The 26,193-nt window shown below is 47.3% G+C and carries 18 protein-coding genes, 3 pseudogenes and 1 riboswitch; of the genes and pseudogenes, 7 read left to right on the forward strand and 14 right to left on the reverse strand.

All coding sequences use genetic code 11. The annotated features are described in order from the left end of the window. Nucleotides 1-5 precede the first annotated feature (5 nt). Nucleotides 6-1,597: pseudogene (gene norR / locus ACXAGQ_RS15670) on the reverse strand (nitric oxide reductase transcriptional regulator NorR). A 54-nt stretch (nucleotides 1,598-1,651) separates the two neighbouring features. Between norR and norV the strand changes: the two are divergent. Both norV and ACXAGQ_RS15680 read left to right on the forward strand, forming a co-directional pair. Next, nucleotides 1,652-2,851: pseudogene (norV, locus tag ACXAGQ_RS15675) on the forward strand (anaerobic nitric oxide reductase flavorubredoxin); the annotation flags it as partial. A gap of 3 nt (nucleotides 2,852-2,854) precedes the next feature. Further along, a pseudogene (locus tag ACXAGQ_RS15680) lies at nucleotides 2,855-3,665 on the forward strand (FAD-dependent oxidoreductase); the annotation flags it as partial. Between the two features lie 72 nt (nucleotides 3,666-3,737). On the opposite strand, the gene ACXAGQ_RS15685 reads toward ACXAGQ_RS15680, so the two are convergent. From ACXAGQ_RS15685 to ACXAGQ_RS15700, 4 genes are all read right to left on the reverse strand, one after another. Next, nucleotides 3,738-4,748 (reverse strand): adenosine deaminase, encoded by a 1,011-nt coding sequence (locus tag ACXAGQ_RS15685; RefSeq protein WP_475255077.1) that lies wholly within the window; start codon nucleotides 4,746-4,748, stop codon nucleotides 3,738-3,740. Nucleotides 4,749-4,860: 112 nt separating this feature from the next. Further along, a riboswitch (purine riboswitch) is annotated at nucleotides 4,861-4,960 on the reverse strand. 92 nt (nucleotides 4,961-5,052) lie between these two features. Beyond that, nucleotides 5,053-5,376, reverse strand: a complete 324-nt coding sequence (locus tag ACXAGQ_RS15690) for a cupin domain-containing protein (protein WP_475255078.1) — start codon at nucleotides 5,374-5,376, stop codon at nucleotides 5,053-5,055. Nucleotides 5,377-5,649: 273 nt separating this feature from the next. Beyond that, nucleotides 5,650-5,886, reverse strand: a complete 237-nt coding sequence (locus tag ACXAGQ_RS15695) for a thioredoxin family protein (RefSeq protein ID WP_475255080.1) — start codon at nucleotides 5,884-5,886, stop codon at nucleotides 5,650-5,652. A gap of 31 nt (nucleotides 5,887-5,917) precedes the next feature. Beyond that, nucleotides 5,918-6,937, reverse strand: coding sequence for a permease (locus ACXAGQ_RS15700; protein ID WP_475255082.1), 1,020 nt, complete (start codon nucleotides 6,935-6,937; stop codon nucleotides 5,918-5,920). Nucleotides 6,938-7,245: 308 nt separating this feature from the next. Between ACXAGQ_RS15700 and ACXAGQ_RS15705 the strand changes: the two genes are divergently transcribed. Further along, nucleotides 7,246-7,836: an AAA family ATPase gene (locus tag ACXAGQ_RS15705; protein WP_475255084.1), complete on the forward strand. Its 591-nt coding sequence runs from the start codon at nucleotides 7,246-7,248 to the stop codon at nucleotides 7,834-7,836. 197 nt (nucleotides 7,837-8,033) lie between these two features. Here the strand turns inward: ACXAGQ_RS15705 and ACXAGQ_RS15710 are convergent, their stop codons facing one another. Next, nucleotides 8,034-9,554: a DUF1254 domain-containing protein gene (locus tag ACXAGQ_RS15710; RefSeq protein WP_475255085.1), complete on the reverse strand. Its 1,521-nt coding sequence runs from the start codon at nucleotides 9,552-9,554 to the stop codon at nucleotides 8,034-8,036. Nucleotides 9,555-10,063: 509 nt separating this feature from the next. Between ACXAGQ_RS15710 and ACXAGQ_RS15715 the strand changes: the two genes are divergently transcribed. The 3 genes from ACXAGQ_RS15715 (at nucleotide 10,064) to ACXAGQ_RS15725 (ending at nucleotide 12,732) form a co-directional block, all read left to right on the forward strand. After that, the gene (locus ACXAGQ_RS15715) at nucleotides 10,064-11,308 is read left to right on the forward strand and encodes a maltoporin (protein WP_475255087.1); all 1,245 of its coding nucleotides are present in this window, start codon (nucleotides 10,064-10,066) and stop codon (nucleotides 11,306-11,308) included. Between the two features lie 20 nt (nucleotides 11,309-11,328). Next, a complete protein-coding gene (locus ACXAGQ_RS15720; protein ID WP_475255089.1) occupies nucleotides 11,329-12,174 on the forward strand; it encodes a MalM family protein in 846 nt (281 codons plus the stop codon). Nucleotides 12,175-12,444: 270 nt separating this feature from the next. Then, complete coding sequence (locus tag ACXAGQ_RS15725) at nucleotides 12,445-12,732, forward strand: hypothetical protein (RefSeq protein WP_475255090.1); 288 nt, start codon at nucleotides 12,445-12,447, stop codon at nucleotides 12,730-12,732. 60 nt (nucleotides 12,733-12,792) lie between these two features. On the opposite strand, the gene ACXAGQ_RS15730 is transcribed toward ACXAGQ_RS15725, so the two are convergent. From ACXAGQ_RS15730 to ACXAGQ_RS15765, 8 genes are all read right to left on the reverse strand, one after another. Then, entirely contained in the window at nucleotides 12,793-13,374 is a 582-nt protein-coding gene (locus ACXAGQ_RS15730; RefSeq protein WP_475255092.1) for a sigma-70 family RNA polymerase sigma factor, read from the reverse strand. Nucleotides 13,375-13,446: 72 nt separating this feature from the next. Then, nucleotides 13,447-14,196, reverse strand: coding sequence for an MBL fold metallo-hydrolase (locus ACXAGQ_RS15735; protein WP_475255094.1), 750 nt, complete (start codon nucleotides 14,194-14,196; stop codon nucleotides 13,447-13,449). A gap of 250 nt (nucleotides 14,197-14,446) precedes the next feature. Then, on the reverse strand, nucleotides 14,447-15,901 hold the full coding sequence (locus ACXAGQ_RS15740; protein WP_475255095.1) for an efflux transporter outer membrane subunit: 1,455 nt from the start codon (nucleotides 15,899-15,901) through the stop codon (nucleotides 14,447-14,449). Beyond that, nucleotides 15,888-18,977, reverse strand: coding sequence for an efflux RND transporter permease subunit (locus tag ACXAGQ_RS15745; RefSeq protein WP_475255096.1), 3,090 nt, complete (start codon nucleotides 18,975-18,977; stop codon nucleotides 15,888-15,890). The genes ACXAGQ_RS15740 and ACXAGQ_RS15745 overlap by 14 nt, the downstream gene beginning before the upstream one ends. Before the next feature lie 12 nt (nucleotides 18,978-18,989). Further along, complete coding sequence (locus tag ACXAGQ_RS15750; protein WP_475255098.1) at nucleotides 18,990-20,180, reverse strand: efflux RND transporter periplasmic adaptor subunit; 1,191 nt, start codon at nucleotides 20,178-20,180, stop codon at nucleotides 18,990-18,992. A gap of 192 nt (nucleotides 20,181-20,372) precedes the next feature. Then, entirely contained in the window at nucleotides 20,373-21,254 is an 882-nt protein-coding gene (locus ACXAGQ_RS15755; protein ID WP_475255099.1) for a LysR family transcriptional regulator, read from the reverse strand. Nucleotides 21,255-21,397: 143 nt separating this feature from the next. Next, a complete protein-coding gene (locus ACXAGQ_RS15760; protein ID WP_475255100.1) occupies nucleotides 21,398-21,889 on the reverse strand; it encodes a copper chaperone PCu(A)C in 492 nt (163 codons plus the stop codon). Nucleotides 21,890-22,535: 646 nt separating this feature from the next. Then, complete coding sequence (locus ACXAGQ_RS15765) at nucleotides 22,536-25,235, reverse strand: cation-transporting P-type ATPase (RefSeq protein WP_475255102.1); 2,700 nt, start codon at nucleotides 25,233-25,235, stop codon at nucleotides 22,536-22,538. 94 nt (nucleotides 25,236-25,329) lie between these two features. Between ACXAGQ_RS15765 and ACXAGQ_RS15770 the strand changes: the two genes are divergently transcribed. After that, nucleotides 25,330-26,145 carry a formate/nitrite transporter family protein gene (locus tag ACXAGQ_RS15770; protein ID WP_475255103.1) on the forward strand — a complete coding sequence of 272 codons (816 nt, stop codon included), beginning with the start codon at nucleotides 25,330-25,332 and terminating at the stop codon, nucleotides 26,143-26,145. Nucleotides 26,146-26,193 lie beyond the last annotated feature (48 nt).

A 26,193-nucleotide genomic window follows, 5' to 3' on the forward strand; every position in this document is an offset into this window, starting at 1 on the left:
AGGCGTTACTTTAACCCAAGGCGCTTGGCTAGGCGATGGAGGTTTCCTGCGTCTAGTTCAAGCTCTCTGGCGGTTGCCGCCCAGTTTTGGTTGTTACGTTGGTAGCACGCATCAATAAACTGGTACTGAAAGTAGTTGGTGGCCTCTTTAAGCCCAATATTGGTATCCACTGATATTGGGCTTTTTCCATGCTGTTCGTAGGAATGCGGTTCGGAGGAGCTATGAGTATCGCCGGTGGCGGAAGATGAGACTCTGTATGGAAATCAAAATGCAGCGGTTGGAGCTCAATGAAGTCCAGGTTATTTGATTCTGCCCTTGCCACCACAGATGCCCGGTTGATGGCATGTTCAAGCTCCCGGACATTGCCCGGCCAAGAATATGCACTGAGCTGTGCTACAGCCTCTTGGCTCAAGCGCATAGATTGAATGCCAAGCTTGCCTTTACAGCGTTCCATGAAGAAGCCTGCCAAAAGCAAGATGTCATTCTCACGCTCTCTAAGTGGTGGAGCCATAATGGGAAACACACTCAAACGGTGGTAGAGATCAGCCCTGAACTTTCCTTCTTTCACTTCTTCATGCAGCAACCGGTTTGTCGCCGCCACTATCCGGGTATTCACTTTCAGTACGCTATCGTCACCCACTCGTTGCAGATCGCCATATTGTAACACCCGCAAAAGCTTCGCTTGCAAAGCGAGGGGCAGCTCACCCACTTCATCAAGGAAAAGGGTACCGCCATCTGCCATTTCAAACTTGCCCTTGCGATCGCTAATGGCACCGGTAAATGCCCCTTTCACATGGCCGAACAATTCGCTCTCAGCGACGGACTCTGGCAGTGCAGCGCAGTTGAGGTAAACCAGTGGCTGTTGGCTTCTGTGTGAGGCTTGATGGATGGAAGCTGCGATCAGCTCTTTACCCACGCCAGTTTCCCCAGTGACTAATACTGTTAGCTCGGTCGCCGCAACGGCTTGGATGTGGTTTCTGAGACCCTCCATGGCTTTTGACTTACCGATCATCTCCACCTTTTCGGACTGGGGGTGTTTTCCGGCCTGGAAGTTATTGGCTCCTTGCGGTTCCGGCATATTGAGGGCTTGGTATTCAAGTTGCTCCATCAATAATGCGGTGTGCAAGCTTGCGGCGGCAAGGGCACTGATCACCCTGAGCTCATCATCACTAAACTGGTCAAATTGGTGGGGGTCAAAACCATCAATGGTCAACGCGCCGATGAGCGACTCGTTAGCGATAAGCGGGAGGCCAATACACGCATGGACATGGAGGTTCCCTTGATGGCTTGGAATTAGCCCATCGTAAGGATCGGGCAGATCGCTGTCATGAGGAAAACGGACGATGTCGCCGGCTCTGGCGATAGCTTCCAGCCGAGGGTGTTCATCAATGTGAAACTGGCGCTCAAGTACTTCTTCATAAAGCCCGTTAATCGCGAGCGGGGAAAAGTGTTGGTCCCGGAAAGCCAGTAGGGCTGATGAATCACAGCCAAAAAGAGACTTAATCACAGAGAGTAGCCGGTCAAACCGGTGTTGGCTGGAAATACCTTGGGTCAGATCCAGTGCTAGCTGGGTTAATTCCTTGGGCGTGTTCTTCATATTAATCACGCAGAGGAAGATCACTCTGGTGCGCTAACTGCGTTGATGGCTCGCATCCCTAACACGCCAATTTACTGTACAGAAAACGCGGTAGACTCCATTGTCGGTCACCATCCAGAGTGGAATTTCAATGTCGTTAAAACCGGTGACACGCTTGATATTGGTAACGGCAAGCAGCTGATCTTTATCGAAGCCCCAATGCTTCATTGGCCGGACAGCATGATGACTTACCTAACCGGTGATGCTGTGCTTTTCAGTAACGATGCTTTTGGCCAGCATTACTGCGATGAGCGCCTGTTTAACGACGAAGTCGATCAGAACGAATTGATGGAGCAGTGTTTGCGCTATTACTCCAACATCCTCACCCCGTTTAGCGGTTTGGTGACTGTCAAGATTCATGAGGTTCTAAGCTTCAACGTGCCGGTAGACATGATTGCGACTTCGCACGGTATTGTATGGCGTGATAATCCGACCCAGATCATTCAGCAATACCTGGAATGGGCTGATAACTACCAGGAAGATCGCATTACGATCTTTTACGACACCATGTCCAATAACACGCGAATGATGGCTGATGCTATTGCCCAGGGGATCCACGATGTTGATCCTGGTGTTGCCGTGAAAGTGTTTAATGTTTCGCGTCAGGATAAGAACGAAATTCTCGCTAATGTGTTCCGTTCTAAAGGGATCTTGGTCGGATCTTCTACCATGAACAACGTAATGATGCCAAAAGTTGCCGGCATGCTTGAGGAAATCACAGGGCTTCGCTTCAAAAATAAAAAAGCCGGTGCCTTTGGTAGTTATGGTTGGAATGGCGGCGCGGTAGACCGTATTCACTCTCGGTTGACAGATGCAGGATTTGAGACAACTGTGGGGCTGAAAGCGAAATGGAAGCCTGATGGTAAAGCGATGCGTGAGTGTCGTGAACATGGCCGTACGATCGCTAAACAATGGGCATTGAAAGCATTGCCGCCGGTTCAACCGTTGGCTGCCAAGCCGAAGAAAGAAACTGTTGATTTTTACGACGCCGCGCCAGTTGCAATAGCAGAGCCAGTATCTGCACCAATAGAACAAGCAATGTCAGATAGCCAGAAGATGCTGTGCACCGTTTGTAACTGGATCTACGACCCTGCGGTGGGTGAGGTGAATCAAGGGATTGAAGTTGGGACGTGTTGGTCAGATATTCTTGAGAGCTTCTTATGCCCAGAATGTGGCTTGGGCAAAGATGTGTTCGAACCAGTGAAAGGGGCGTGATTCATGGTACAGCCCCTAGTGATAATTGGTAGCGGCTTTGCCGCTTACCAACTGGTTAAGGCGATTCGACGCCAAGATAAGGCGATGCCAATCCACGTGTTCACGGCTGACGATGGCCATGACTACAACAAGCCTGATTTGAGCCATGTATTGTCGAAAAAGCAAACGGCGCGTGATTTGATCCGGATGAGTGGGCAAGACTTTGCTCAAGAACACCACATCGAGTTACATGCCAATTGTCATGTTGAAGCTATTAATACCACTCAAAAGTACCTCGAAGTGGATGGTAAGCATTACCAATATGGAAAATTAGTTCTGGCAACAGGTGCGAAGGCTTTTGTCCCGCCTATCAGTGGTGATGCGGCTCATCGGGTATTAACGCTAAATAGCCTATCAGAATACGAGGATGCACAAGAGACCTTGCAGCGAGCACAACGTATTGCAGTTATCGGTGGCGGACTTATCGGCATCGGCTTTATCGATAAGTGTTGAGCTGGCATCGGGCAAAGTGATCGAGGTTGATGCAGTGATCTCAGCCGCAGGGCTAAAGCCCAACACGCAATTAGCCGCAGGTGCCGGGATTAAGGTTAACCGAGGTATCGTGGTTGATGAGTATCTGCAATCATCTATTACTGATGTATACGCCCTTGGTGACTGCGCCGAGATAAATGGTGAGGTGTTTGCCTACCTGCAACCGGCTTTGTTGAGTGCCAATGCACTAGCCAAAACCCTGCTAGGCCAACCAACCGCACTGGTTCTGCCTAACATGATGGTGAAAGTCAAAACGCCAGCGTTTCCTATTCAGCTTGCAGGGCAGAATGTCGGCCTGATTTTGTTTCAATGACGGCTCTATCAAAGCCTGCGGTAGCAGAGGCAGGCGTTGTCGTTAGCCGCTGTAATTAGAGAGGTAGTCTTCCACTTTCTGTGACAGTGTCACTTTATGGGTGTTTTCGATAAAACTGGCTTCGATAGCATTCAGGCTGAACTGAGCAATCTGCTGATGGCTGATTGGGTGTGCATCAACTACCGCCGAAAAGTTGTCGGTCATGTACCCACCAAAGTAAGCCGGGTCATCCGAGTTGATCGTGACACACAGGCCAGTTTCAAGCAGATCAACAATATTGTGCTGTTCCATATTGTCGAATACTTTAAGTTTAATATTGGAAAGTGGGCAGACGGTCAAAGGCATCTGGCTTTCAGCAAGTTGTTTGACCAACTCAGGGTTTTCAACACAGCGTACCCCATGGTCAATACGACTGATACCAAGCATATAAATGGCATCGAGTATGTTTTGGGCCGGGCCTTCTTCGCCAGCATGGGCAACGGTTAGGAAGCCAGCCTCTCTGGCCGACTGGAAGACTCTGGCAAATTTTTCTGGTGGATGACCCAGTTCAGAGGAGTCCAGACCTACAGCGATGATCTTATCTTTAAATGGCTTTGCTTGTTCTAGTGTATCGAACGCTGCTTCTTCATCAAGATGATGCAGGAAGCACATGATCAATTGGCTTGAAATATCTAGCTGGGACTGGGCTTGGTCGAGTGCCCGGGTGATGCCGTTAATGACGGTTTCGAAGGCAATTCCACGTTCGGTATGGGTTTGCGGATCAAAGAAGATCTCAGTGTGTACGACGTTGTCCTCGCGGCAACGTAATAGGTAGGCCCAGGTAAGATCAAAAAAGTCCTGCTCTGTAATGAGCACATTGGCGCCTTGGTAGTAAATATCTAAAAAAGATTGCAGGTTATGGAATTGGTAGGCATCGCGAACTGCTTGGGGGGATGAAAATGGGATGGCCACCTTGTTGCGTTGTGCAAGCTCAAACATTAATTCAGGTTCAAGCGTGCCTTCGATGTGCAAGTGCAGTTCTACTTTAGGTAGTCCTTGGATAAAGTCTTTCATATCAAGCCCTTATTATAATTCTAAACAAGCCTTACTGTGGTAGGCGTATGGATTGTGGAGTATTAAGGTGCTTTTCTGTTGCGTCGGAGACTGACATACAAAGAGAAAAGCACACATGCGCTTAACTCTTCGTAATCAGAATTTTACGGATTCTGGTAGAGACCCCCATACCATATCAATGGGGTTATACGAAGCCGTTTGCTTATTCGTTCAGTGTAGTAATAAATCACAAAATAGTGCAAGCAAACGTTTTCGTGATCATCGCATAGCGAAGAAATTGATGCAATGCCTCGTCATAAAAAGGCTAGTCATCCAGCACGGTAACCTTGCTGTCTTTCTCACCAATATAAAACACAATGACCTTAGCGGGTTCATCGCCGGTATTTTCACCGTAATGGGAGGTGTTCATCACTTCAACCAGTACTTCTCCAGCATTAACAGTGACTTTCTTATCTTGGGTGTGAACGGTCAACTGCCCGCTGTGTAAGATCCCGGTATTGATAACGGGGTGTTGGTGCCATGGAAGCTTTTCTCCCGGCGCAACGGTGATCTCTTTGATGGTGATTTCCGGCTGTTGGAGTTGAATCGAGGGAAGTGGTTCGCCATTCCAGCTGGTGGTTGTTTTCACCAGATCCTTCGATGTTGCTGCTGAAACTGAAAAATTGCACAGCAATAGTGCTAACGGGAGTAGCACTAAAGGTAATAGTGCTTTAGGGGACGTTATCCTTAGGTTCATTGCTTGCTCCGTGTCATAACTGGTAGCCATAAGCGTAGAACAAGCTTCTGGGGTTATCGGCGGCAAGCCATTCTATTTTCGATGGGTATCATAGATTTGAGTGAAACAGGGAGGGTTTGATAAACAACTCTCCCTGTTATTGCGCTGTATAAAGGTTTATTTGAGTTAGCTCATCAACCAGCCTTCAATATTCTCTTTTTTAGGTACGCTGCCTTTGTGTACAACAACGTCGTCGATGACAACTGCAGGTGTCGACATCACCCCGTATGCCATGATTTGTGCCATGTCTTGCACTTTTTCCAGCTCAAATTCAATGCCTTGGTGCTGGAATACATCATTAATGAGTTCGGCTGTGACTTTGCAGTTTTTACAACCAGAGCCGAGTACTTTTACATTTTTCATTTTTCAATCCTTATCGTTAGTTCAATCGGTGTTACAAAATGGGGAAGGTGGCATTGAACACCCAGCCAATCAGGGTGAATGCCACCAATAAAACAACAAACAGCATGGCAAGTAGGCGCCACTGCATGACTTGCTTTAACAAAATGAATTCAGGGAAGCTTGCTGCAACCGTACTCATGCAAAAAGCCAGGGTAGTCCCTATCGGCAACCCGTTGGTTATAAGGCTTTCCATTACAGGAATAACCCCGGTCGCATTGGAATACAGCGGAATCCCGAGTACCACCGCAGCCGGAACCGACCACCATTGTCCAGCACCAAGATATGACTCAATCAAGCCTTCAGGAACGTAACCGTGCAGGGCTGCACCCAATCCGACCCCGATGAACACCCATTTCCATACTCGGCTGAATATGGTTACCACTTCCTCTTTGGCGAACCTGTGCCTTTCAGCCAGAGATAAAGGGGTTAAGTGGGCTTCAGCGTCTGCTGTATCTTCCTCGTTTTGTGTTCTATTTTGATGTGTTATCTGCCCTTGTTTAAGGGCATTGGCCGCAAACGGCTGAAGCCAACGCTCGGCCTTAATGGCATCGAGGAAAACCCCACCCAATATTCCAACCGACATTCCCAGCGCAATATAGACAAGGGTGAATTTCCAGCCGAGGAGGCTCACCAGCAATAACACCGCGACCTCGTTAATCAGCGGTGACGTAATGAGAAAAGTCATAGTGATCCCCAAAGGGATCCCCGCAGAGGTGAAACCCAGGAAAACCGGAATACTGGAGCAGGAGCAAAATGGGGTAATTGCGCCAAAGAGTGACCCCAGTGAATAACCTAATGCCCGGTGTTTGCCTGCGAGGTAATCCCTAACTCGTTCTACGTTGAGAGACGCCCTTACCAAGGCAATGATGTAAATCATTACCAGCAAGAGGGAAAAAATCTTGAGGGTGTCGTCAATGAAGAAGTGCAGGGCGCCTGCGAGTTGAGTGTCAGGAGATAAACCCAATACCGAATATACTGCCCATGAGGCGATATCGGTGAATACTTGGAACATACTTCGTCCTTAGCAAAATGAATAACTACTGATAAAGACGAAGCAAGGGGGAAAAGGATTCGCTTTTTTTTTTTAGAAAAATTGAAAAAGCCCCCTAAGCGAGGAGAAGGGGTGGGGAATGCCCCCAAAAACGGCTTTTTCAATGACTCTAAGTGCCTCCGAATGACTATGCGGCGTACTTTACGTGGATTTCGTATGCAGATGTGGGTTTCAGTTATTCGGGAAGGTAGCTAGTTGGAGTGTTTTCTATGAAGCAATAAGACCTGTTGTTAGCTAGTCTGTTAACAGGCTCTGTTTGCTGAGGGGACATGATGAAGGAACAGCTCAAAGTGGTCATTACAGGCGGGCCGGGTGGTGGCAAAACCACGGCACTGGACTTGTTCCGCAGGGAGTTAGGTAACAAAATTGCAGTAGTCCCTGAGGCGGCAACTGTCCTTTTTTCCGGTGGGATTACACGCTCTGAAGATGAGCAAGTGCTAAAAATTATCCAGAGAACCATCTTCCAATTGCAGAAAAACTTAGAGGATATCAATGAAGCACATTATCCAGACCGATTGCTGGTGTGTGACCGTGGCTCGCTGGACGGTTTAGCCTATTGGCCTGGCAGCGAAAAAGACTTTTTCAAACAGGTGAACTCAACGTTTGAAGAGGAAATATCCCGTTATGATGCGGTGATCTTTTTTGAGTCTGCGGGTGCTACAGGCCATGACATCAGTAGTAACAACCCGGTACGGAGTGAATCATCAGAGCAGGCGGCACAACTGGATATCGCCCTGCAAAATATCTGGGCTCGGCATCCTAACTTTTATTTTGTTGGCAGTTCTGAGTCATTTGTACGAAAAATCATGTTTGGCATCATGACGATAGAGAACGTGATCAACAGATATCAGAGGGAGTAATCCGTTTATTTTGGGTTGGACAAGCTTTACTTGTACTGTTTGGCGTCGGTATCCAATTTCACCGCGCGTTCTACCAACACCCTCTCATTGAGCAAGTAGAAGTCTTTATTAAGCAAGCGCTTATTAGTCAGGCTAGCGAGCAGATATGAAAAAGCCAGTCTTTGGACTGACTGGCTTTTCACTTCCCTTTTATTCTGCTACTTCACTTCAGTGATATCACTCGGTTTCCAACTGCCGTCATACCAAGGGTCAAGTGGGCCATAAATACGTAAGATGGCAAACCACCCTTTCTCCGGTACAGTTTGAATCCAGTTTGCTTCTTTACCTTCTGGCGCAGTAGGTCCGAAATACAAATCTACTGAGCCATCTGAGTTTTCCATCATGTTGTCACGTTTATCGTTCTTACTTGGGAACGGCTGGCTGGTCTGAAGCTCAGAACGTGTTTGCGTATCGTAAGCAACCACTGACCAGAAATTTTTTGCCGGTACGTTGGCAGGAATAGTCAGCTTATAGTTTTTCCCACCATCAAAGAACTGTCCCTTTTCAGTCTTATCAACAATTGCGTACTTCGAGCCTTTACCGACCATTTTCAACGCCATTGCTGGCGTGTTGACTGTTGCCATGTAGAAGAAGTATGTTCGTGCATCAAGGTTTCGGCCACCATTACCTCCCTCAATCAACCATTGGTAATCTTTGCCAATGAATGCGGTTTTCCAGTTGCGATCATCCCATAGATAGGCGTTCTCGGTACGCGGGTTGAACATTAACGCGCGTGCTGTGGCATTGCCGATTGCTGCACCGTCTTTAAGGATTTTTTGCGTACGTTCATCTGGCGTGAACGGCTTATTTTTTTGAATACCAATTGTTGCAATTAAGCCTCTTAATTCAGGGTCGATGAACTCAATCGGTTCCTTATCAATCACAGTTTTAATTTCATCGTAGAAATGTTCATCATTAGCATGAATGGTGTTGAATGATTTACCGCTGCCAGAGATAAACGCCATTTTAGGCTGATCATCTTTCTTTGATAACGGGTAGATCTTTAAACCGGTGTGATAAGCATTCACAGCGGCATCCGTTTTACCGTCTTTCAAGAAGCCACGGGCGATAAACCAGTTCACATAACTGGTTGATTGTGAAACATGGTAGCCATCAGGTACCTCGCCGTCGTAGTTAGGGGGAAGGATTAAGTATTTGCCTCCTTCGCCTTTGTCGGGGCCAACAATACCCATGTCAGTCACAAATCGAAAGAAGGCATCGTTCACTGTTGTTGGCCCCATGCCCGGTGGAATCTCGACTACTGTCGGGCCATCTCGCTCAAGATCCAAAAAGGCTGAGGCATACACTGTGTCAGTATTGCCTGTTAGGAACAGAGGATTAGAATCCATCAATTTATCGAATATCATGACTTGATTGGATTGAGTTATCCCCATTTTCTCATGACCAATTCTTAGTGCTTCTAACGACGCCATTGGAATGGCATTCATAAACACCTCGGTAGCACGCATGGTGTCGAGATTATTGTAAAGCGTTTCCATGGTTTGTTCGCTGGGCACGCCATCGTTGAAGTTCAGTGTACCAATGCTGGTTTCAACTTTATCCGGGGTCACGATGCTGGGTGGAATATCAGTATTATAGGCGCCGTTTGTTGCAAAGACTGATGATGAAACAAGTAAACCAGTTAGCAAAGCGACACGTTTCAGTTGAGCCTTTAACATAAGAATTTCCTGCGTTATCAGTTGCGATAGATCCACTCTATATAAAGTTAGAAATCAAAATTGATTTTCGCGAGAATCAATAGTGCTACTATCACAGTGTTACTTTGCTGGGCCACAGTATTCTGTGTTAGACGCCATTATCCTATCTAGCTTTTAGAACGCGTTATTGTTTATAAGCTTATGAATTATCTCTTAATCTGCATCTTGAAGTATCTTGGGTATATTTATTGCTGACTGATTTCTCTCAGGTTTGATAACATTAATTAAATTGAGCTGTTTTATCATTATTAATATATGTCTTATAGTTGTGTATCAAGAATCAATAATTCCTATTTTTATCGGTTAGAAGATAGTATCAAAAGTAATATTTTGTCTTGAATACACAATAAAAAAATACAAATAGCAAATTATTCTGTAACTGTGATGGCCAGCGGCTTAGGGTTCGCTATGCTTGCTAATAAAGAAAAACGAATAACAAAATAATAAGATCCATCATAGGAGCGCTAACAATGAAAAAGCAAACGCTGAATTTGACTGGTGTTATCTCGACCTTGATTGTTTCAACATCCGTCACGGCTGAAGTGGATTTTCACGGCTATATGCGAGCAGGTATAGGTATCAGCGGTGATAATGGCCAGCAGGTGCGTTATGAGTCCAACAAGATTGGCCGACTCGGTAACGAGGATGACTTATATGCTGAAGTCCAATTAGGCAAAGAAGTCTATAACCAGAATGGTAAATCCTTTTATGTCGATTCAATGGCCGCTTGGCTCTCTGATGGAAGTAACGACTTTGAAGGGACAAATACTTCTTGTGAGTTGGATCCTGATGAAGATGGCGTTATCTCCTGTGACAATGATGCAGAGTTTGCCATCCGACAGTTTAATGTCCAAACAGAGGGGCTTATTGCACGCGATCCAGGGGCGATTATCTGGGCAGGCAAGCGCTACTATCAACGTCATGACATTCACATTACTGACTTTTACTACTGGGATACCTCAGGCTCAGGTGCGGGTGTGGAGAACATCTCTGCTGGCGCGGGTAAACTGTCGTTAGCCGCTCTTCGCCAAGATGACGGTGACGTCAATGTGAATAATTTGGATATTCGGTATGCCGAGATTGGACTTTGGGATGGAGCCAACCTTGAACTTGGCTTTAATTACGGCTTCATTAACGAAACAGATAGCCAAAAAGATGAAGGATTGGGCGTAGGTGAAGACCCACTAATGGTAACCGCTGAGCTTACCATGGATGATGTTGTTGGTGGCTTGAACAAAGTCATTCTCCAATATGCTACTGAAAGCTTTGGTGAGCAAATGGCCGGGTTGGGAGCGGGTAATTCTCCTGATGCAAACTCAGATGATGGTGTTGACGGTTATCGAATCATTAACTGGGGGGTGATGGCTCCATCGGATACTTGGGAAATTGGTTACCAGCTTGTTTATGCTCGTTCAACTTTTGATAGTCAGGACGATCACGACATTTTTAGCATAGTTGCTCGCCCGATGTACAAATGGAATGAATATAACCGGACCGTGTTTGAGGCGGGTTGGTTTACTGAAGAAAAGGATAATGTCGACAGCTCTGCGAGTAAATTTACCATCGCACAAGCTTGGTCAGCCGGTAGCAGCTTCTGGGCCCGTCCTGAACTTCGTGTGTATGCCAGTTACATAGAAGATTATGAAGATAACTCGATTGGCGAAGCGGATGACTCGGAATACAACTTAGGTGTTCAGGTTGAAGCTTGGTGGTAAGAGGCATAGAGGGATAGGCAATGATTAAGTCAATCACCATAATTTTATCCCTGTGCTTTGTTATGACTTCGGGTTGCTCGTCAATACCCGAAGTCAGTACTCAAGCCAAGAGCCCAGACAGCAAGAGGGTTGTTTCTTCAGCTGAATTAAATTGGCAGGAATTGGCTATGCCGTTAGATATCAATTTTGAGTTTAACGAAAAAAGCCAGGTTCTGGTCAGTGATGAGAGTACAGGCCCAGTTGCCAGTTTTGTTATTCCGGTAACGAGTACGCCGATAGAAATGGTGCTGACCAGTTATGTGGATAGCAAATTAACCCTTTACAACCCAAATGTCTTGATTACGGATCCCGAAGGGGAAGTGCTTTACCATATTGAATCGGGTGAGTTCAAATATATACCAGCCAGGCTGTTGCAAGGAGACCAAGTTCAGGCTCGGTTTACGATTGCACCGAAGTTCGGTACTGAGCAGGTTAATGTTTTAATCTATACCACTCCTGAGGATCTAGAAGGAAGTACTACGGTGCTGCATCCTGCCAAAGCTTTCGCGATTGGAAAAGGAAACCAGCCACCCAGTATCCCTGATCTTACGGCGTTGCATAGTAGGTATGGCCAGCTACATTTAACGGCACTGGCGCTAGGCCAAGGTCATCAAGGCACTGCCTATTATGCACCTGACTACCGACCAGCCAGCAATACCAGCACCAGCTTAAGTGGGCAAATTGACTACCTGGATTCGATTCAAAACAGCGTGGAGCAAGGTGATATGGATCAGGCGATTACCTTGCTGAATGAAGCGGAAGAAAAAGGCGTGCCTAACGCCAGGGAAACGTTTATCAATGCGGTTAAAAATAGAAGTGAGCCATAAGTAAGGGATTAACAATATCCAGTGGTTTGACTTGGCATATAAAATAAATCCCTATGTCGAATGTAAGTATATATTTAGTGTCGAGATTTGCGGTAGATCGAAAAAATTATGTATATAGATGAATATATAGTTTTTACTTATAATGTCTCACCGCACTTCTTTCTTCCATGATTGTAACATAAGCCTTAAAGGTTTAGCTTTTTAAATTTACGTTGTATGACAGAGTTAACTGGTGTACTTTCAGGAGACGTTTAATTCATTGAGAGATAAATGAAAGTACTGTTAGCTATATTAATATTGAATCACACATTATTCTTATGCTTTGAACAGTATATTGAATCTATGATGATGAATGCTGACAGTCGGGTGCACGGCCAGGCACCTGGCTATGGCATACTTTACGCACTTGTCATTTTTCCGGGACAAATTTTGTTTGAATTGATTTTAATTGCCGGGCTCGCGTATCAAATGTTTTTTGTAAAGAATATCAAGGCTCATCCAATACTATGGTTAGTTGCTGCTGGGTCATTTTTCATGATTGTATGGAATAGTTTGTAGTCGTTTTATTTGGGCTGGGTTGCCTTTTATGAGTGTCTTTTGTCCATACATTTCTTTCTTCTATGTTCTCGGTGTAAAACAACAAACATGTTCATTAGCATCTAGCTTCACTTTGCATGACGTCATCAATTGTTTCTTCAATTTCCCACGCGCACGTAGCAGGCGAGATTTAACTGCGGGAAGGGTTAGGCCATGTTGATTGGCATAGGATTGCTGAGCCATCCCTTTTATGTCGCAAGCTTGGAGAATGTGCCTATCTGGCTCAGGGAGCTCTGTCAGCACCCGTTCCAGGCATTGGGTAAGCGTGTCGATGACTTCTTCTGAGTCTGCATCCTGTTCGATATCTTGCTCAAGTGGGTCAAGGCGTTTCTTTCGGCTTTGGTCGATAAGCAGGTTATTAGCGACACGATAAAGCCAAGCGCGAGGGTTGGTAATGTCACAGAACTCAGCATCTTTGAGCATGGCACGGATAAACACTTCTTGGAGTAGATCTTCAGCCAATGCTTCGTTATGAGACTTTGCCTTGAGCCAGTGGCGGAGAGGTTGGGCGTTTTCAGACCAAGCCGACATCAGGCAAGGGCGGGCTTTTGTCGCCGTATTGATGGCAGTATTGGCGGCTGTTTCTGTATGGCTCTGGCTCATTGCGGGCTATCTTCCGTATGCGATAAAGGTTCGCATTGATACTACGTTAAATTGGCTACCAAAACAGGCAACTCAAGTTGCTGAAATCGCACGTTTGAATTTTGTTTTTACCGACCGCCAATGGGTGACTGGCGTTGTTGGAGCCTTGTCGAGTAGGTGTTGGTAATCCTGGGATTCAGGGCTGATCTCGCCACCGTGGGCAAGTAGCACACTTGAAGGTGACAGATTGATAATTTTTTCAACCGAGCTGCGGTAACGCTTAGGGTAGAACACCGGGAAAGGCGGGATATAGCGCCCTTTGACTTTCACCATCAAGTCCGCGACATAAATCTTGCCTGAATCCTTGTGGTATAAAGATAAATCCCTGTCGGTATGGCCTTGGGTTGCCAATGCCTGCCACTCAGGGAAACCAGGCAATGGCTCTTGGTCATCCAGCAAGTAGTCTGGCTTTAACTTGGCGTTATACCATAAGTTAGTACGGGGCTTCTTCATTCGTTTTGCTACCCAACCCGCCAGCAGCAAGTCCGTCCAATGCATTAATGCACCGTCAAAGCCTTGATACCAGTGGCCTGGCACATTAGCAGCCGCAATTGCGCAACCGGTGAGTTTACGAAGGCGGTGTGCCGCACCTGCATGATCGGGATGCATGTGAGTTACCACGACGAGCTTGAGATCCTTGACTGGGCGTTTGAGCTGTTTAGAGATGAAATCTAGCAGAATAGGGATATCCGCCCGGCAGCAGCCATCGAGCAATAACAGGCCGTAGCGGTATTCAGCGAGGTATATCGATTGGATGTAGCCATTGATATGGTGCAGTTTCATCTTAATATCCCTATATGGATGAAAGCAATTGAACCTTCCGTAATGAAATCATTATTTAACAACTCATCAGACCAATCAAGCAGGGAATTGCAAGGTTATAGCGTGGTTGTGGAAGGAATAAGGTGAGTGGCGGAACTCTTAGTAACGCGAATATTAAGAAAAAGGCCCAGCAAGCCTGTTATGAGTGGTAGAGCGAGCAACTTGCTGGGCAAAGGTTTAGATACCTAAAAATAACGAACAGAGAGCGGTTTTAAATTTCCCAGTCACCTCCTAGTGCTTTGTTCAAGCCAACAACCATGTTGGCGGTCTGAAGTCGGGCGGCTACCACTTGATCACGCATTGCATGCTGCTGGCGCTGGGCATCCAACACCGACAGATAGTCGATCAAGCCTGCTTTATAGAGTGAAAGCGCTTTGTTGACTGCTTTGTCTGTCTCTGCTTCAGCCTCTAGTAGCAATGTTTGGTATTGCTGGCTGTTGCCGTAGCCCGCCAGTAAGGTTTCCACTTCGCCAACCGCGCTGTTAAAAGCATGCTGGTAAGAGAGGGCACTGGCTTCGAAACGTGACTCTTGAAGCTTAATCATGGCGTCGGTACGTCCACCGTCGAAAATGTTCCAGCTGACACCTAAACTTGCCATCCAGGTAGCCGAGTCGCTGCTAAACAAATCATCAAAGTCGTTGGCCAAGACTCCCGGCGCGCCGGTCAGGTAGAATTTTGGGTATTGGTTGGCAACCGCAGCGGCAAGTTCGGCATTTTGTGCAGCCATTTCCCGTTCGGCGATGCGAAGATCTGGCCGTCTTTGCAACAAATCAGATGGCAATCCGGTGGGAATGACACCGTCAAAGGTCGGCAATGGGGGAGCGGTTATAAGGCGCTGCTGCATTTGTCTTGGTGATTCACCGAGCAGTATTGCCAAACGTTGCTGGTGGGCAGTTTCTGCTGTTTCCAATTGAGGGATAACGGCTTTGGTTGCTGCCAGCATGGCTTTAGCCCTTGCAACATCAAGCTGTGAGCCGTAGCCACTGCGCTGGACTTTTTCTACTAACTCCAGTGTTTGCTGCTGATCTTCAATAAGATCGAGCGCGATAGCCTTACGATCCTGTGCGCCTCGCAGCTGCAGGTAGTTATGGATCACATCACTGGTGATCAAGGTTGTCAGTCCCTGTCGCATGATTTCAGCTTGCTCGGCACGGATCGAGGCGGCTTTGGCTTGGTTGTCGATGCGACCAAACAAGTCCAATTCCCAGGCGATAGTCATGCCAGCATGAAATGCGCTTTGATCACTGTCGAGAATCGGTGTACCCAATGGGTTGTTGGATGACACCGCGGCACCGAGCAGCGGGTCGTTCTCACTGATCCCATACGAGATATAACCAGCGCCAAGGCTGACCGTCGGTACTTTGAAAGACTCGACGATCTGGTTGAAAGCCTGGGCAGATTTGATCCGCTCAGAGGCCACTTTCAGCGGTATGTTTTGGTTCTGGGCATCCTCAATCAGTTGATTTAGGGTAGGGTCATTAAATTGCGACCACCAATGGGCACTGATTGGCTCATTGGCGAGGCGCTGGCCTGAATGTGTTCCGGCAACGGATTGATTCAGGAAGGTCTCCGTCAGTGAGTGGCTTGGCTGCTGGTAGTCAGGTGCCGATGCACAGCCGGTTAGGATTAAGGCAGCGACCAATACCGATAGATCACGCTTTTTCATTAGTCAGCTCCTCGTTAGCCACATTACTTTGGGTTGTTTGGTTCAGATCTGCCCGATAGAACAGCCGGTATAAGGCTGGCATCACAAACAGGGACAGTACCGTCGCTGCCGCCAAACCGCCGATGATGGTTGCAGCCATTTGGTCAAACAAGCGGTCCGACAGTAGTGGGATCATACCCAGGGCGGTTGTTAGTGCCCCCATCGAAATCGCCATGGTGCGGTTTAAGGTTGCTTCCTCAACCGCTTCTTCCAATCCTTTACCGTTCTTCCTTTCCAGTTCTATTTGATCCATCAGTACGATGCCGTTTTTGATGATCATGCCTGATAGGGCAATGGCGCCGATCAATGCCATGAAGCCGAATGGTTTATCCGCCATTAATAGGAACCAGCTTGCACCAGTGGCAGCCAGCGGCACAGTGGTTAGGATGATGATGGGCTGCTTGAAGCCATTGAATAAAGCAACAAGGATGATCACCATAATCAACAGGGCTTTTGGCAGCTGTTTGAAGGTATCAGTGATTGCCCTGTCTTCATCGTAAAATTCACCGCCCCACTCGAAGCTATAGCCGTATGGAAGCTCTATTGCTTCAATGTCCGCAGTTAATTCCTTGCGTACATCAGAAGCCGTCTTGCCAGTAACAGAAGCTTGTACTGTGATTGCCGGTACACGGTTACGCCGCCAGACCATGCTCTCTTCTTCTTTAAGCTCAAATTTATCAACGACCTGGCCTAGAGGAACAGAGTGCATGCCCATCAGGGAACGAACCGGCAGGGTTTCTAGCGAATTAATGTCGGCCTCTGTGCTGCGGATCTTGATTGGGATCAGCTCGTCACCTTGATGCAGTTGTGCCAAGGTAACGCCTTCTGTTGCACGTTGAATCGCAAGGGCGACATCGGTGCGGTTGATCCCAGCCTGTCGGGCTTGCTCTTGGTTAAGCTGCGGCACGATGACCTTACTTTTTTGGCGCCAGTCATCACGGACATATTTGGTATTTGGATGCGCTTGCATAATGGCTTGTGCTTGTTTGGACAAGTCATGCAGCACATCGGGATCAGGGCCAATAAACCTGGCTTCAATGCTGAATTTGTCTTTAGTGGCAAGCTTGAGAGCCCTGAAACGCGGTTCTGCATGAGGGAACTGCTGTTCCAGCCATTTATCGCCGCGACGTTCAAGCGCTGCAATACCATCAAAGTCGTGGGTGTTGATCAGAATCTGGCCGTAACTTGGGTCATAAGGCTCTGGCTCGACCGTTACCGAGAAACGTGGCGCGCTGGCACCGACAAAGGTAGTGAAGTCTTTTACCTCGGGCTGTTCACGTAACCAATCTTCGATTTCAACCATATCTGCTGAAGTCTGTTCTATTTGAGCGCCATTAGGCAGCCAGTAATCCAGGAAGACCATTGGGCGATCGGAGGTTGGCATGAAGTTCACTGCGATATGTGGCACAACGAAAGCGGTGATACCAAGCAGCGGTATTAATAGGCTGAGCCCCTTCAGCGGATGACGGACTGTGTAGTGAACAGCTTTACGGTACAGTGATGGTTTGTTGTCTGTTTGCGCGTTACCCGCTACCGATGGTGCTTTGGTCGGTTTTATCCATGCCCAGCACATCAATGGGGTGATAGTCATGGCAATTAGCCAGGAAAGTAGCAATGAGGCACACATCACCCAGAATACCGAGCCAGCAAATTCGGCAGAGTCAGTCTTTGAGAACATCACAGGGCTAGCACCCATTACTGCGATGAAAGTGGCGGCAAGAAGCGGTACGGCGGTTTCCTGAACAGTCTCTTTTGCCGCTTTTAGACGATCAATGCCTTTGTTGACCTTTGAGATGATCATGTCTGTTACGACAATCGCGTTATCTACCAACATACCCAAGGCAAGGATGAAGGTACCAAGCGAAACTCGCTGGAGATCAATCGCACTTATCTTCATGTAGATCAGTGTCAGCAGAATAGTGAGCATCAAGCTGCTGCCAACAATGAATGCGCTTTTCATACCCATGAACAGCCATAGGATCACAACGACGATAGCGACACTTTCTACCAAGTTGAAGACGAAGTTGTTGATCGACTTTTGTACTTCTTCTGGTTGGAAAGCAACGGTGTTGATTTCAACGCCTAGTGGTAGAGTCTGCTGGTATTCATCAATGACTTGGTTAAGTTGAGCACCTAGCGAAACCACATTGATGCCTGAGTTAGGGCTAACCGCGAGAGTAATGGCATCGATGCCGTTGAAGCGGCTTTCAGTAAGGGCTGGCGTTTGGTAACCCATCGAGACAGTGGCAATATCACCAAGGCGGATCAGCCCGGTTCCCAAGTTACCTACGCCACCTTTGATCATCAAGTTCCGGACATCATCCAAGTTATTGAATTCACTACCTTGATCGATTCTGATACGTTCGATACCCGCTTTGAATTTGCCCGCTTCATATATCATGTTTTGGCTGGCTAATTGGTTGATTACTTGAGCTGACGAAATGCCGTAATCTGCCAAGCGCTCATCAGGCAAGTCGATGTTTACCACCTGATTGCGTACGCCGTGAAGTTCAATTTTCTTGATCCCCTCGACTGCTTTTAAGCGGCGTTGGAGCTCTTTGGCATACAGGCGCAGCTCACTGGGCTCGACACCTTCACCAGTTACGGCAAACAACATGCCGTACACTTCAGAGAATTCATCCTGAACAATGCTGATTTGGGCGGTGGCCGGCAAGTTGAGTTTGACGTCGTTAACCTTACGGCGCAGCAAGTCCCATTGCTGAGGAAGATCCTTTGAATTGGTTGCCTCTTGAAGATCAACGAAAATCATCGAGCTGCCAGGTCGCGATAGGGAGCGAAGTTTCCAGACTGCCTCCATTTCCTGTAGCTTGGTCTCGATCTTATCTGTTACTTGTTCTTCGACTTCTTGTGCAGAGGCGCCGGGATAGAGCGTCACAACAACGGCACTTTTTACGGTGAAGGTCGGGTCTTCAAGCTTGCCTAGCTTGAAGTACGAAGTAATACCGGCAATTACGCAGATCACACTGAAAAATACAATGAAGGTGCGCTGTCGAATTGCAAATTCTGCAAGATTCATCTTTGTCACCTATTAGCTTTGTGGTTTTGAGTTGTTTGGCGCGGAGGAGCTTGGTACGGAAGGGCTTGGTACGGAAGCAATGAGGCTTTCGCTGTACAAGCTCTGCGGCTGGATCAATGCTGTTGTTAGGATCTTGCCAACAGTTTGCCCTGGCTGAAGGTAGTGCACGCCAGCAGTGATGATGTGATCACCGGCAGCTATATTGCCAGTAACACAGGCCTGCTGAGCCTGTAGTGATTCGATGTGCACTGTTCTTGTCTGAGTTTTCCCATTCTCAATAGCGAATACCGTATGCGCCTCACCGTTTTGCCTCAGAGCAGAGTAGGGAATGCAATATTGTCCAGCCGTTTGTTTAAACGCGACATTTAATTGAATAGCTTTGCCCGGCAGGGCGGTGTCAGTGATGGTCAAGGCGCTTTGATCCAGCTGGTAGGTGATCTGGTATGTTTGTTTGATAGGATCTGGAAGGGTATTCACTTCCTTCAATGTGGCTTTGATCGCCTCATTATTGCCATACCATGATACAGAGCCGGTTGGCTGGGCTTTAAATTCGCCGATCAAGCTTTCAGGCACATCAACAACCGCTTGGAGGTGATTTGGCTGGTGGAGAGTAAAGACAGGAAGCCCCGGCGCAGCTTGTTCGAATTGCTCGCTAAAGCGCTTGCCAACTACACCGTCAAAAGGCGCGGTTAACTCGGTGTAAGAGAGGGCATCTTGGGCTTTTTGCAGGTTCTGCTCAACCACTTTGACCATTGCTTCGCTGCGCTTGTAACCGGATACCGCGCGGTCGAGGTTGACTGCCGCAATAGCATTATCCTGGGTGGCTTGCTTCACACGCTTCAGCTCTATAGCCGCGAGTGCTTTAGCGGCCTTAGCCTCATCCAATCTAGCTTCCAGTTCAAGTACCGCAACCTGATAATCATGTGGGTCTAGCCTTGCGATGAGCTGGCCCTGTTTAACGTGCTCCCCCGTTCTTACTAGCACTTCTGTAATAGTACCCGGTACCTTGAACGCAAGGTTGGCGGTATCTATGGCTTCTAGTACCCCAGAAAATTGACGGGTATTAAATTGGTGCTGGCTGCCAAGCTCAATGGTTTGTACAGGGCGCGGAGATTTTTCAGCGGTTGGTGGCGCTGTTTCACTGCAACCGCTGAGAACAAGTATGGCAATCGGTGCCAATACATAGGGAGTTATTGTTTTCATATTCCATTCCACTCAAAAAATGCTGTTTTATTTAAAGTCGATAAATTTAAAACAGTGTTATTTTAAGTTTTGAAGCGGAAAGGATAATCAGGCTGTACCGTGAAACACTGTCACGGTATTTGTGACAATAAAAGCAAATTTTCTCTTGCTAATTGAGGTTAATCTCTATATTTGATGCAAAAAACGTAACAGTCAAAAGGCCTTGGGTAAGTATTCGAGTAAGTGGTCAATAAGCACTCGAGTTGCTTGGCTTATACCCATCCGGTCGGGGTAAATTAGCCACACATCTTCTGACTGCGATTTGCAGTCGGGGAGGATCTGGACTAACTCACCGGATTCCATGGCTTTGATTGCGAGAAGCAATGGAAGGAAGCTGATCCCTTGGCCGGCGATCATGGAGCGACGGATATAGCCTGTACTGTTGCTACTGAGCACTGGCTTAACTTTCAAACTCGTGTCCGTAAATCGCCAGGTATCTTCGATTCTGCCATCAGGCCAGCGATAGCAAATGCAGCGATGGTGAGTGAGTTCATCAATACTGTTAGGTTCACCGTATTGCTCGATGTATTTGGGACTTGCCAATAAAAAACGATGGATAGAGGTAATGTGGCGAGCAACCAAGCTTGAATCTTGTAGTGGGCCTACATGGAAACTTAAATCAAGCCCTTGCTCGTACAGGTCGTGGTAGCCATTGGTACTGAAGCGAACGTCCAGTTCCACATCAGGGAATTCTTGTTGAAACTGGGTGAGGATAGGTTCTAGTAGTTCATCGCTATCGGGGAGTGCGCCGATTTTAACCTTGCCTGTTGGCTTGCTATCAAGCTGGTACATCGCTTCTTGGGCTTTTTCTATCCCCTGAACCACTTTCAACAGCTCCTGATAGAGCACTTCGCCATGTTGAGTAAGGCGAAGTTTACGTGTGGTTCGGAAAAACAACTGGGCGTTGAGGTGTTTTTCTAACTCGCCTATGCGGCGGCTTACGTTGGCCCGCGGCAGATCGAGTGCATTGGCGGCAGCCGAAAAGCTACCCAGTTCGACGACTGTGGTAAACAGCTTGAGATCATCCAGACGCATAAATGGCACTTATAGATATTATTCACTGTTTTACAGTGTAAATGCCGAGCATTTGCAAGGGAATGATAAATGTCATGAAGGAGGAAGAAGAAAGCCGACTTATTGTCGGCTTCTGTTAGTGGTTATTCAGATGCTTATTAGAATCAGTGATGGCTATGATCCATTTTCTCGTGCTTCATACCTTCAGGCATGTAAGTCGATTCCTCAACCTTTACTTCGACCTCAACGGAACCGGCATTTTTGAAGCTCAGCGTCAGCGGGAAACTTTCACCTAACTGTGGGACATCATTAAGATTAAAAAACATAATGTGATAACCGCCTGGCTGTAGCATTTGCGAACCATGGGCTGGAATATCAATTTTTCCAACTTCGCGCATTTTCATCATGCCATCTTCATGGATATGGGCATGGAGCTCGGTTTTTCCTGCAATCGGGGAAGAAGCGCTTAATAGTTCATCACTACTGTCACTGTGGTTCATGATAGTGAAAAATGCCGCAGCGACCTGAGAAGTCGGCGGGACTTGCTTCGACCAAGGGTGATCGATATGCAAATCGCCAGCTTTGTAGTCATGGGCGTTGGCGGTCGCGGTTAGAGCGAATAGGCTTCCAAGCAGGATATTTTTTATTGTTTTCATTACGTTCTCCATTAGGCGTCATGCCAATAAAATTATTTTTGATATCAATATATTAAATTTATGAAAATATAATCGATATAGGTGGAGAGTGCTTGGGGGCAATTCGGTACAGTTTACTTGTAACAGCATGGTGTTGAGATTGAATGTGTCCTATGTGCCCGACAAACTGGATAAAACCTACAAAATTGTAGGCGCCATCGAACGAAAAGCCTTTTCCGTCATGCAGTTTAAAAATAGGACAGTGGGTATTAAATCCTGAATGCTCACTATGGTCCTGATGGTTGTTGTGCCTTTCAAGGGAAGAGGCAGAAACCCACTTTAACCCCTCAGAAGTACAGATAAGAACTTTTTCACCAGTGAGCCATCCAGCGTTTTTTGCGAAAAATTGAGGATTAAGAACAACGACGGATGAAAGCAGTGAGGAGGTTATAAGTGCAGCCGCCACCAGTAAACTGATCAATTTTCTATAAGTAAATAATGATTTACATGAAGGTGGGGGCAACGGCATGGAACTGTGTGTTGGGTGGACAATGCAAGGATAGTATCAAGCAAAAGCCTGGATGTAACTTTTATGGTTAAATGTTTGTAGCGCTTTTGAGATCAAAGTGGCAATTTAGCAGGGAATTAGTAATGATTCGGCATAGGGCTATGCAGGTTTGGCGAAGAAGTGTCGCATGATAGCTTTTTCGGTTTCGACAAATAGGAATACGCTTGAAGCTATGATAACAATTTTTGGCCATGCACTGATTTCAAGCGCATAGGTGCCGAAAAGTACCTGCATGATTGGCACATAGGTGAATGCAAGTTGGAACACGCATAGGATACTGATTGCAAGAAGGATGTAATAGTTCCCCATAATGCCCTGGCGGTTTAAAATAGGCTCAAGAAAAAAGCGTGAGTTAAAGAGGTAGAAGATCTCGAACATCACAAGCGTATTAACTGCTATTGTGCGGGCACGTTCGGTATCTGGATTCTGTGCCAATTCCCATTGAAATAACCCAAGGGTGCCTCCCATGATGATCACAGAGACGAAAGCTACTCGCCAAATGAGATGGTTGCTTAGGAGCGGCTGGTTTGTCGGGCGGGGCGGACGCTGCATGATGCCCTTTTCTTTGGGCTCGAAAGCCAGTGAAAGAGCCAGAGTCACTGCCGTGACCATATTGACCCAGAGGATTTGGACTGGAGTTAGGGGTAATTGCTGAAAGCCTAGCAATACTGCGGTGAGAATGATTAGGGCCTCACCACCATTAGTTGGCAGAATAAACAGAATCGCTTTTTGGAGGTTGTCGTATACGGCTCGCCCCTCCTCGACGGCTGCGGTAATAGTGGCAAAATTGTCATCGGCAAGTACCATTTCAGAGGCCTCTTTCGCCGCTTCTGTGCCGTTTTGTCCCATAGCTGTTCCTATATCGGAGCATTTAAGGGCTGGTGCATCGTTGACGCCATCCCCCGTCATTGCCACGATTTGCCCGTGTTGCTGTAATGTATTGATAAGGCGCATTTTATGCTCCGGATTGACTCGTGCATAAATATCGATTCGGCCCGCAAGTTCAAATAATTCCTCGTCACTGAGTCTATCCATTTGCTGGCCTGTCAGGGCTTCCTCCGTATTGACCATCCCCAGTTGCATTGCGATGGCTCTGGCTGTCAGGGCGTGGTCACCGGTGATCATTTTGACGCGTATTCCGGCTTTATTGCAGTCATTTACAGCCTCTATAGCTTCATCCCGGGGGGGATCAATCAAGCCAAACAACCCTAACATAATGAATTGGTTAGCAATGTCGGTAAAAGTCAGCTCAACTTGGGCATAATTTGCAGGACTATAAGCGACAGCTAAAAGCCTTTGGCCATTGTGCGCCTGCTGTTCAATCATTTCAGACCAGAAATCCTGCTGGATGGCGGTAGGCCCTGATGTGGCCATTTGTTGGCTGCACATTTCAAGGATTCGCTCCGGAGCCCCCTTGAGAAATATGAAGGCATGCCCATCATGGCTGTGATGGAGCGTGGCCATAAAGCGGTGTTCAGATTCGAAGGGGATCAGGTCAGTACGGGGGTAATTTTGTTTTTCTTCTTCTGCATCGAGGCCGACCTTCGCACCTGCGACGAGCAAAGCCCCTTCCATTGGGTCACCATGTACACGCCATTCATTACCTTCATTTCTCAGGGTGGAGTCATTGCATAGCACTGCGGCTCTGATAGCCAAAGAGATGGGATGGTTAGCTTCGGGGAAGGTGGCCTGTTTCCCGATTGTCAGAAACCCATGAGGATCATAGCCGGTGCCAGTTAGCGTATATTGCCTGTCTGTGGTGATTATCGTGCGAACCGTCATCTCATTGCGGGTTAGTGTTCCCGTTTTATCTGTGCATATCACATTGACTGAACCTAGGGTTTCAACGGCGGGGAGGCGGCGGATCACCGCTTGGCGCTTTGCCATTCGCTCGACCCCGATGGCCAATGTGATCGTCATAATGGCTGGCAGTCCCTCAGGAATAGCCGCCACAGCCAAGCTGACAGCGGCAAGAAACATTTCGGAGGTAGGATAACCACGGATTAATACCCCAAAGGAAAAAGTCGCGGTGGCCAGTATCAATATGGTGGCAGTCAACCATCGACCGAAAATGGCTATCTGCCTAAGTAAGGGGGTATCTGTTGGTGTTACCTTTGATACTAACTCACTGATTTGCCCCAGTGCTGTTTGGGTGCCTGTTGCCACCACAATACCAGTCCCTAGACCGTGGGTTACTAGCGTGCCGGAAAAAGCCATCGAAGTGCGACTGGCTAATTCCGCTTGAGGCTCGACAGGTTCACATTGTTTGTCGATGGCAACTGACTCCCCGGTCAGTACCGCTTCAGATATTTGCAGCCCCTTAACTAGGCTGAGCCGTAAATCTGCGGGTATGCGATCTCCGGCCTGCAGTAATACGATATCGCCGACAACCAAATTTTCGACCGCGATAGTTTGCTGTTGCCCATCGCGGATAACTTCAGCATTGGGCGACAACATGCTATGGATAGCTTTCAAGGCTTCTTCAGCTCGGCCTTCTTGTATAAAACCGATAATGGCATTGATGAGAACAACGCCTGCAATGACACCGGTATCAAGCCAATGGCCAAGAAAACCCGTAATGATCATGACGGCAAGTAGTACATAAATAAGTAAGTTATTGAATTGGCTTATAAAGCGAAAGATAACAGAGCGTTTTTGACTATCAGGTAATTTATTTGCGCCGTGACTTTCCAGGCGTCTTTTGGCTTCTGCTGAATCCAGGCCTTCGGGCTGGCTGTTTACTGCCTTGAAAGCTTGTTGCACAGAGCAATGGTGCCAGGGATGGGGGGGCTCGTACATGGCAGCATACCCAGAAGCCTAAATTCGACGTTAATTGATTATTAGGCAATCTGGTCTAGGTTGTGTGTATGAATTGTGGGAAAGGAAAAAGGTAATGGCTGATGTATTTGGTTTCGATGCGTTCTCTCCCAAGCAAATCGCCGAGAAGGTAGACAGCATCGGGGTGGTGAAAGCAAGGTTGCCACTGTTATCCATGGTGATGCTGGGGATATTGGCTGGTGCGTTCATCGGTCTTGGTGGCTTGTATTTTACCTTGGTGAAGTCTGATCCCACATTGGGGTTTGCTACTCAGCAGGTTGTGGGCGGGCTTACTTTTTCCCTTGGCTTGTTACTTGTTATTGTGGCAGGTGCTGAACTATTTACTGGCAACAACTTATTGGCGATGGCATGGGCTGATAAGAAGATCACGACCGGAGAAATATTAAAAAACTGGATTGTGGTGTGCCTGGCTAACTTGGTCGGTGCTGTTGGGGTGGCGGTGTTAGCTTTTTTTTCTGGCCATACCGGGATGAATGACGGCGCCATTGCACTGATGTACGCCAAGATTGCCGCTGCTAAGTGTGAACTGCCCTTTTGGGAGGCTTTTTTCCGTGGGGTACTGTGTAATGTTCTGGTCTGCATGGCTGTATGGATGGCGCTCGCCGGCCGCAGCGTGATTGACAAAGCGGTCGCCATCGTGTTCCCCATTTCAGCTTTTGTCGCTGCTGGTTTTGAACACAGCATTGCCAACATGTACTTCATTCCCTTGGCAATGCTACTCAAAGCTTCAGGTTCGGTTGAAGTGGCTGATTCGGTCACAATGATCGGGTTTATCGGGAATTTGATTCCTGTGATTTTGGGAAACTTGGTTGGTGGCAGTGTCCTGGTTGGATTGGTGTATCACATCATTTACTTGCGCAAGCAAGGCTAGAGAGCGAAGGCGTTTAGTTGAACAGCGCTGTTTGAAGGTGGAGCATCT

It is taken from the genome of Photobacterium sp. ABD4_091, from assembly GCF_056160145.1.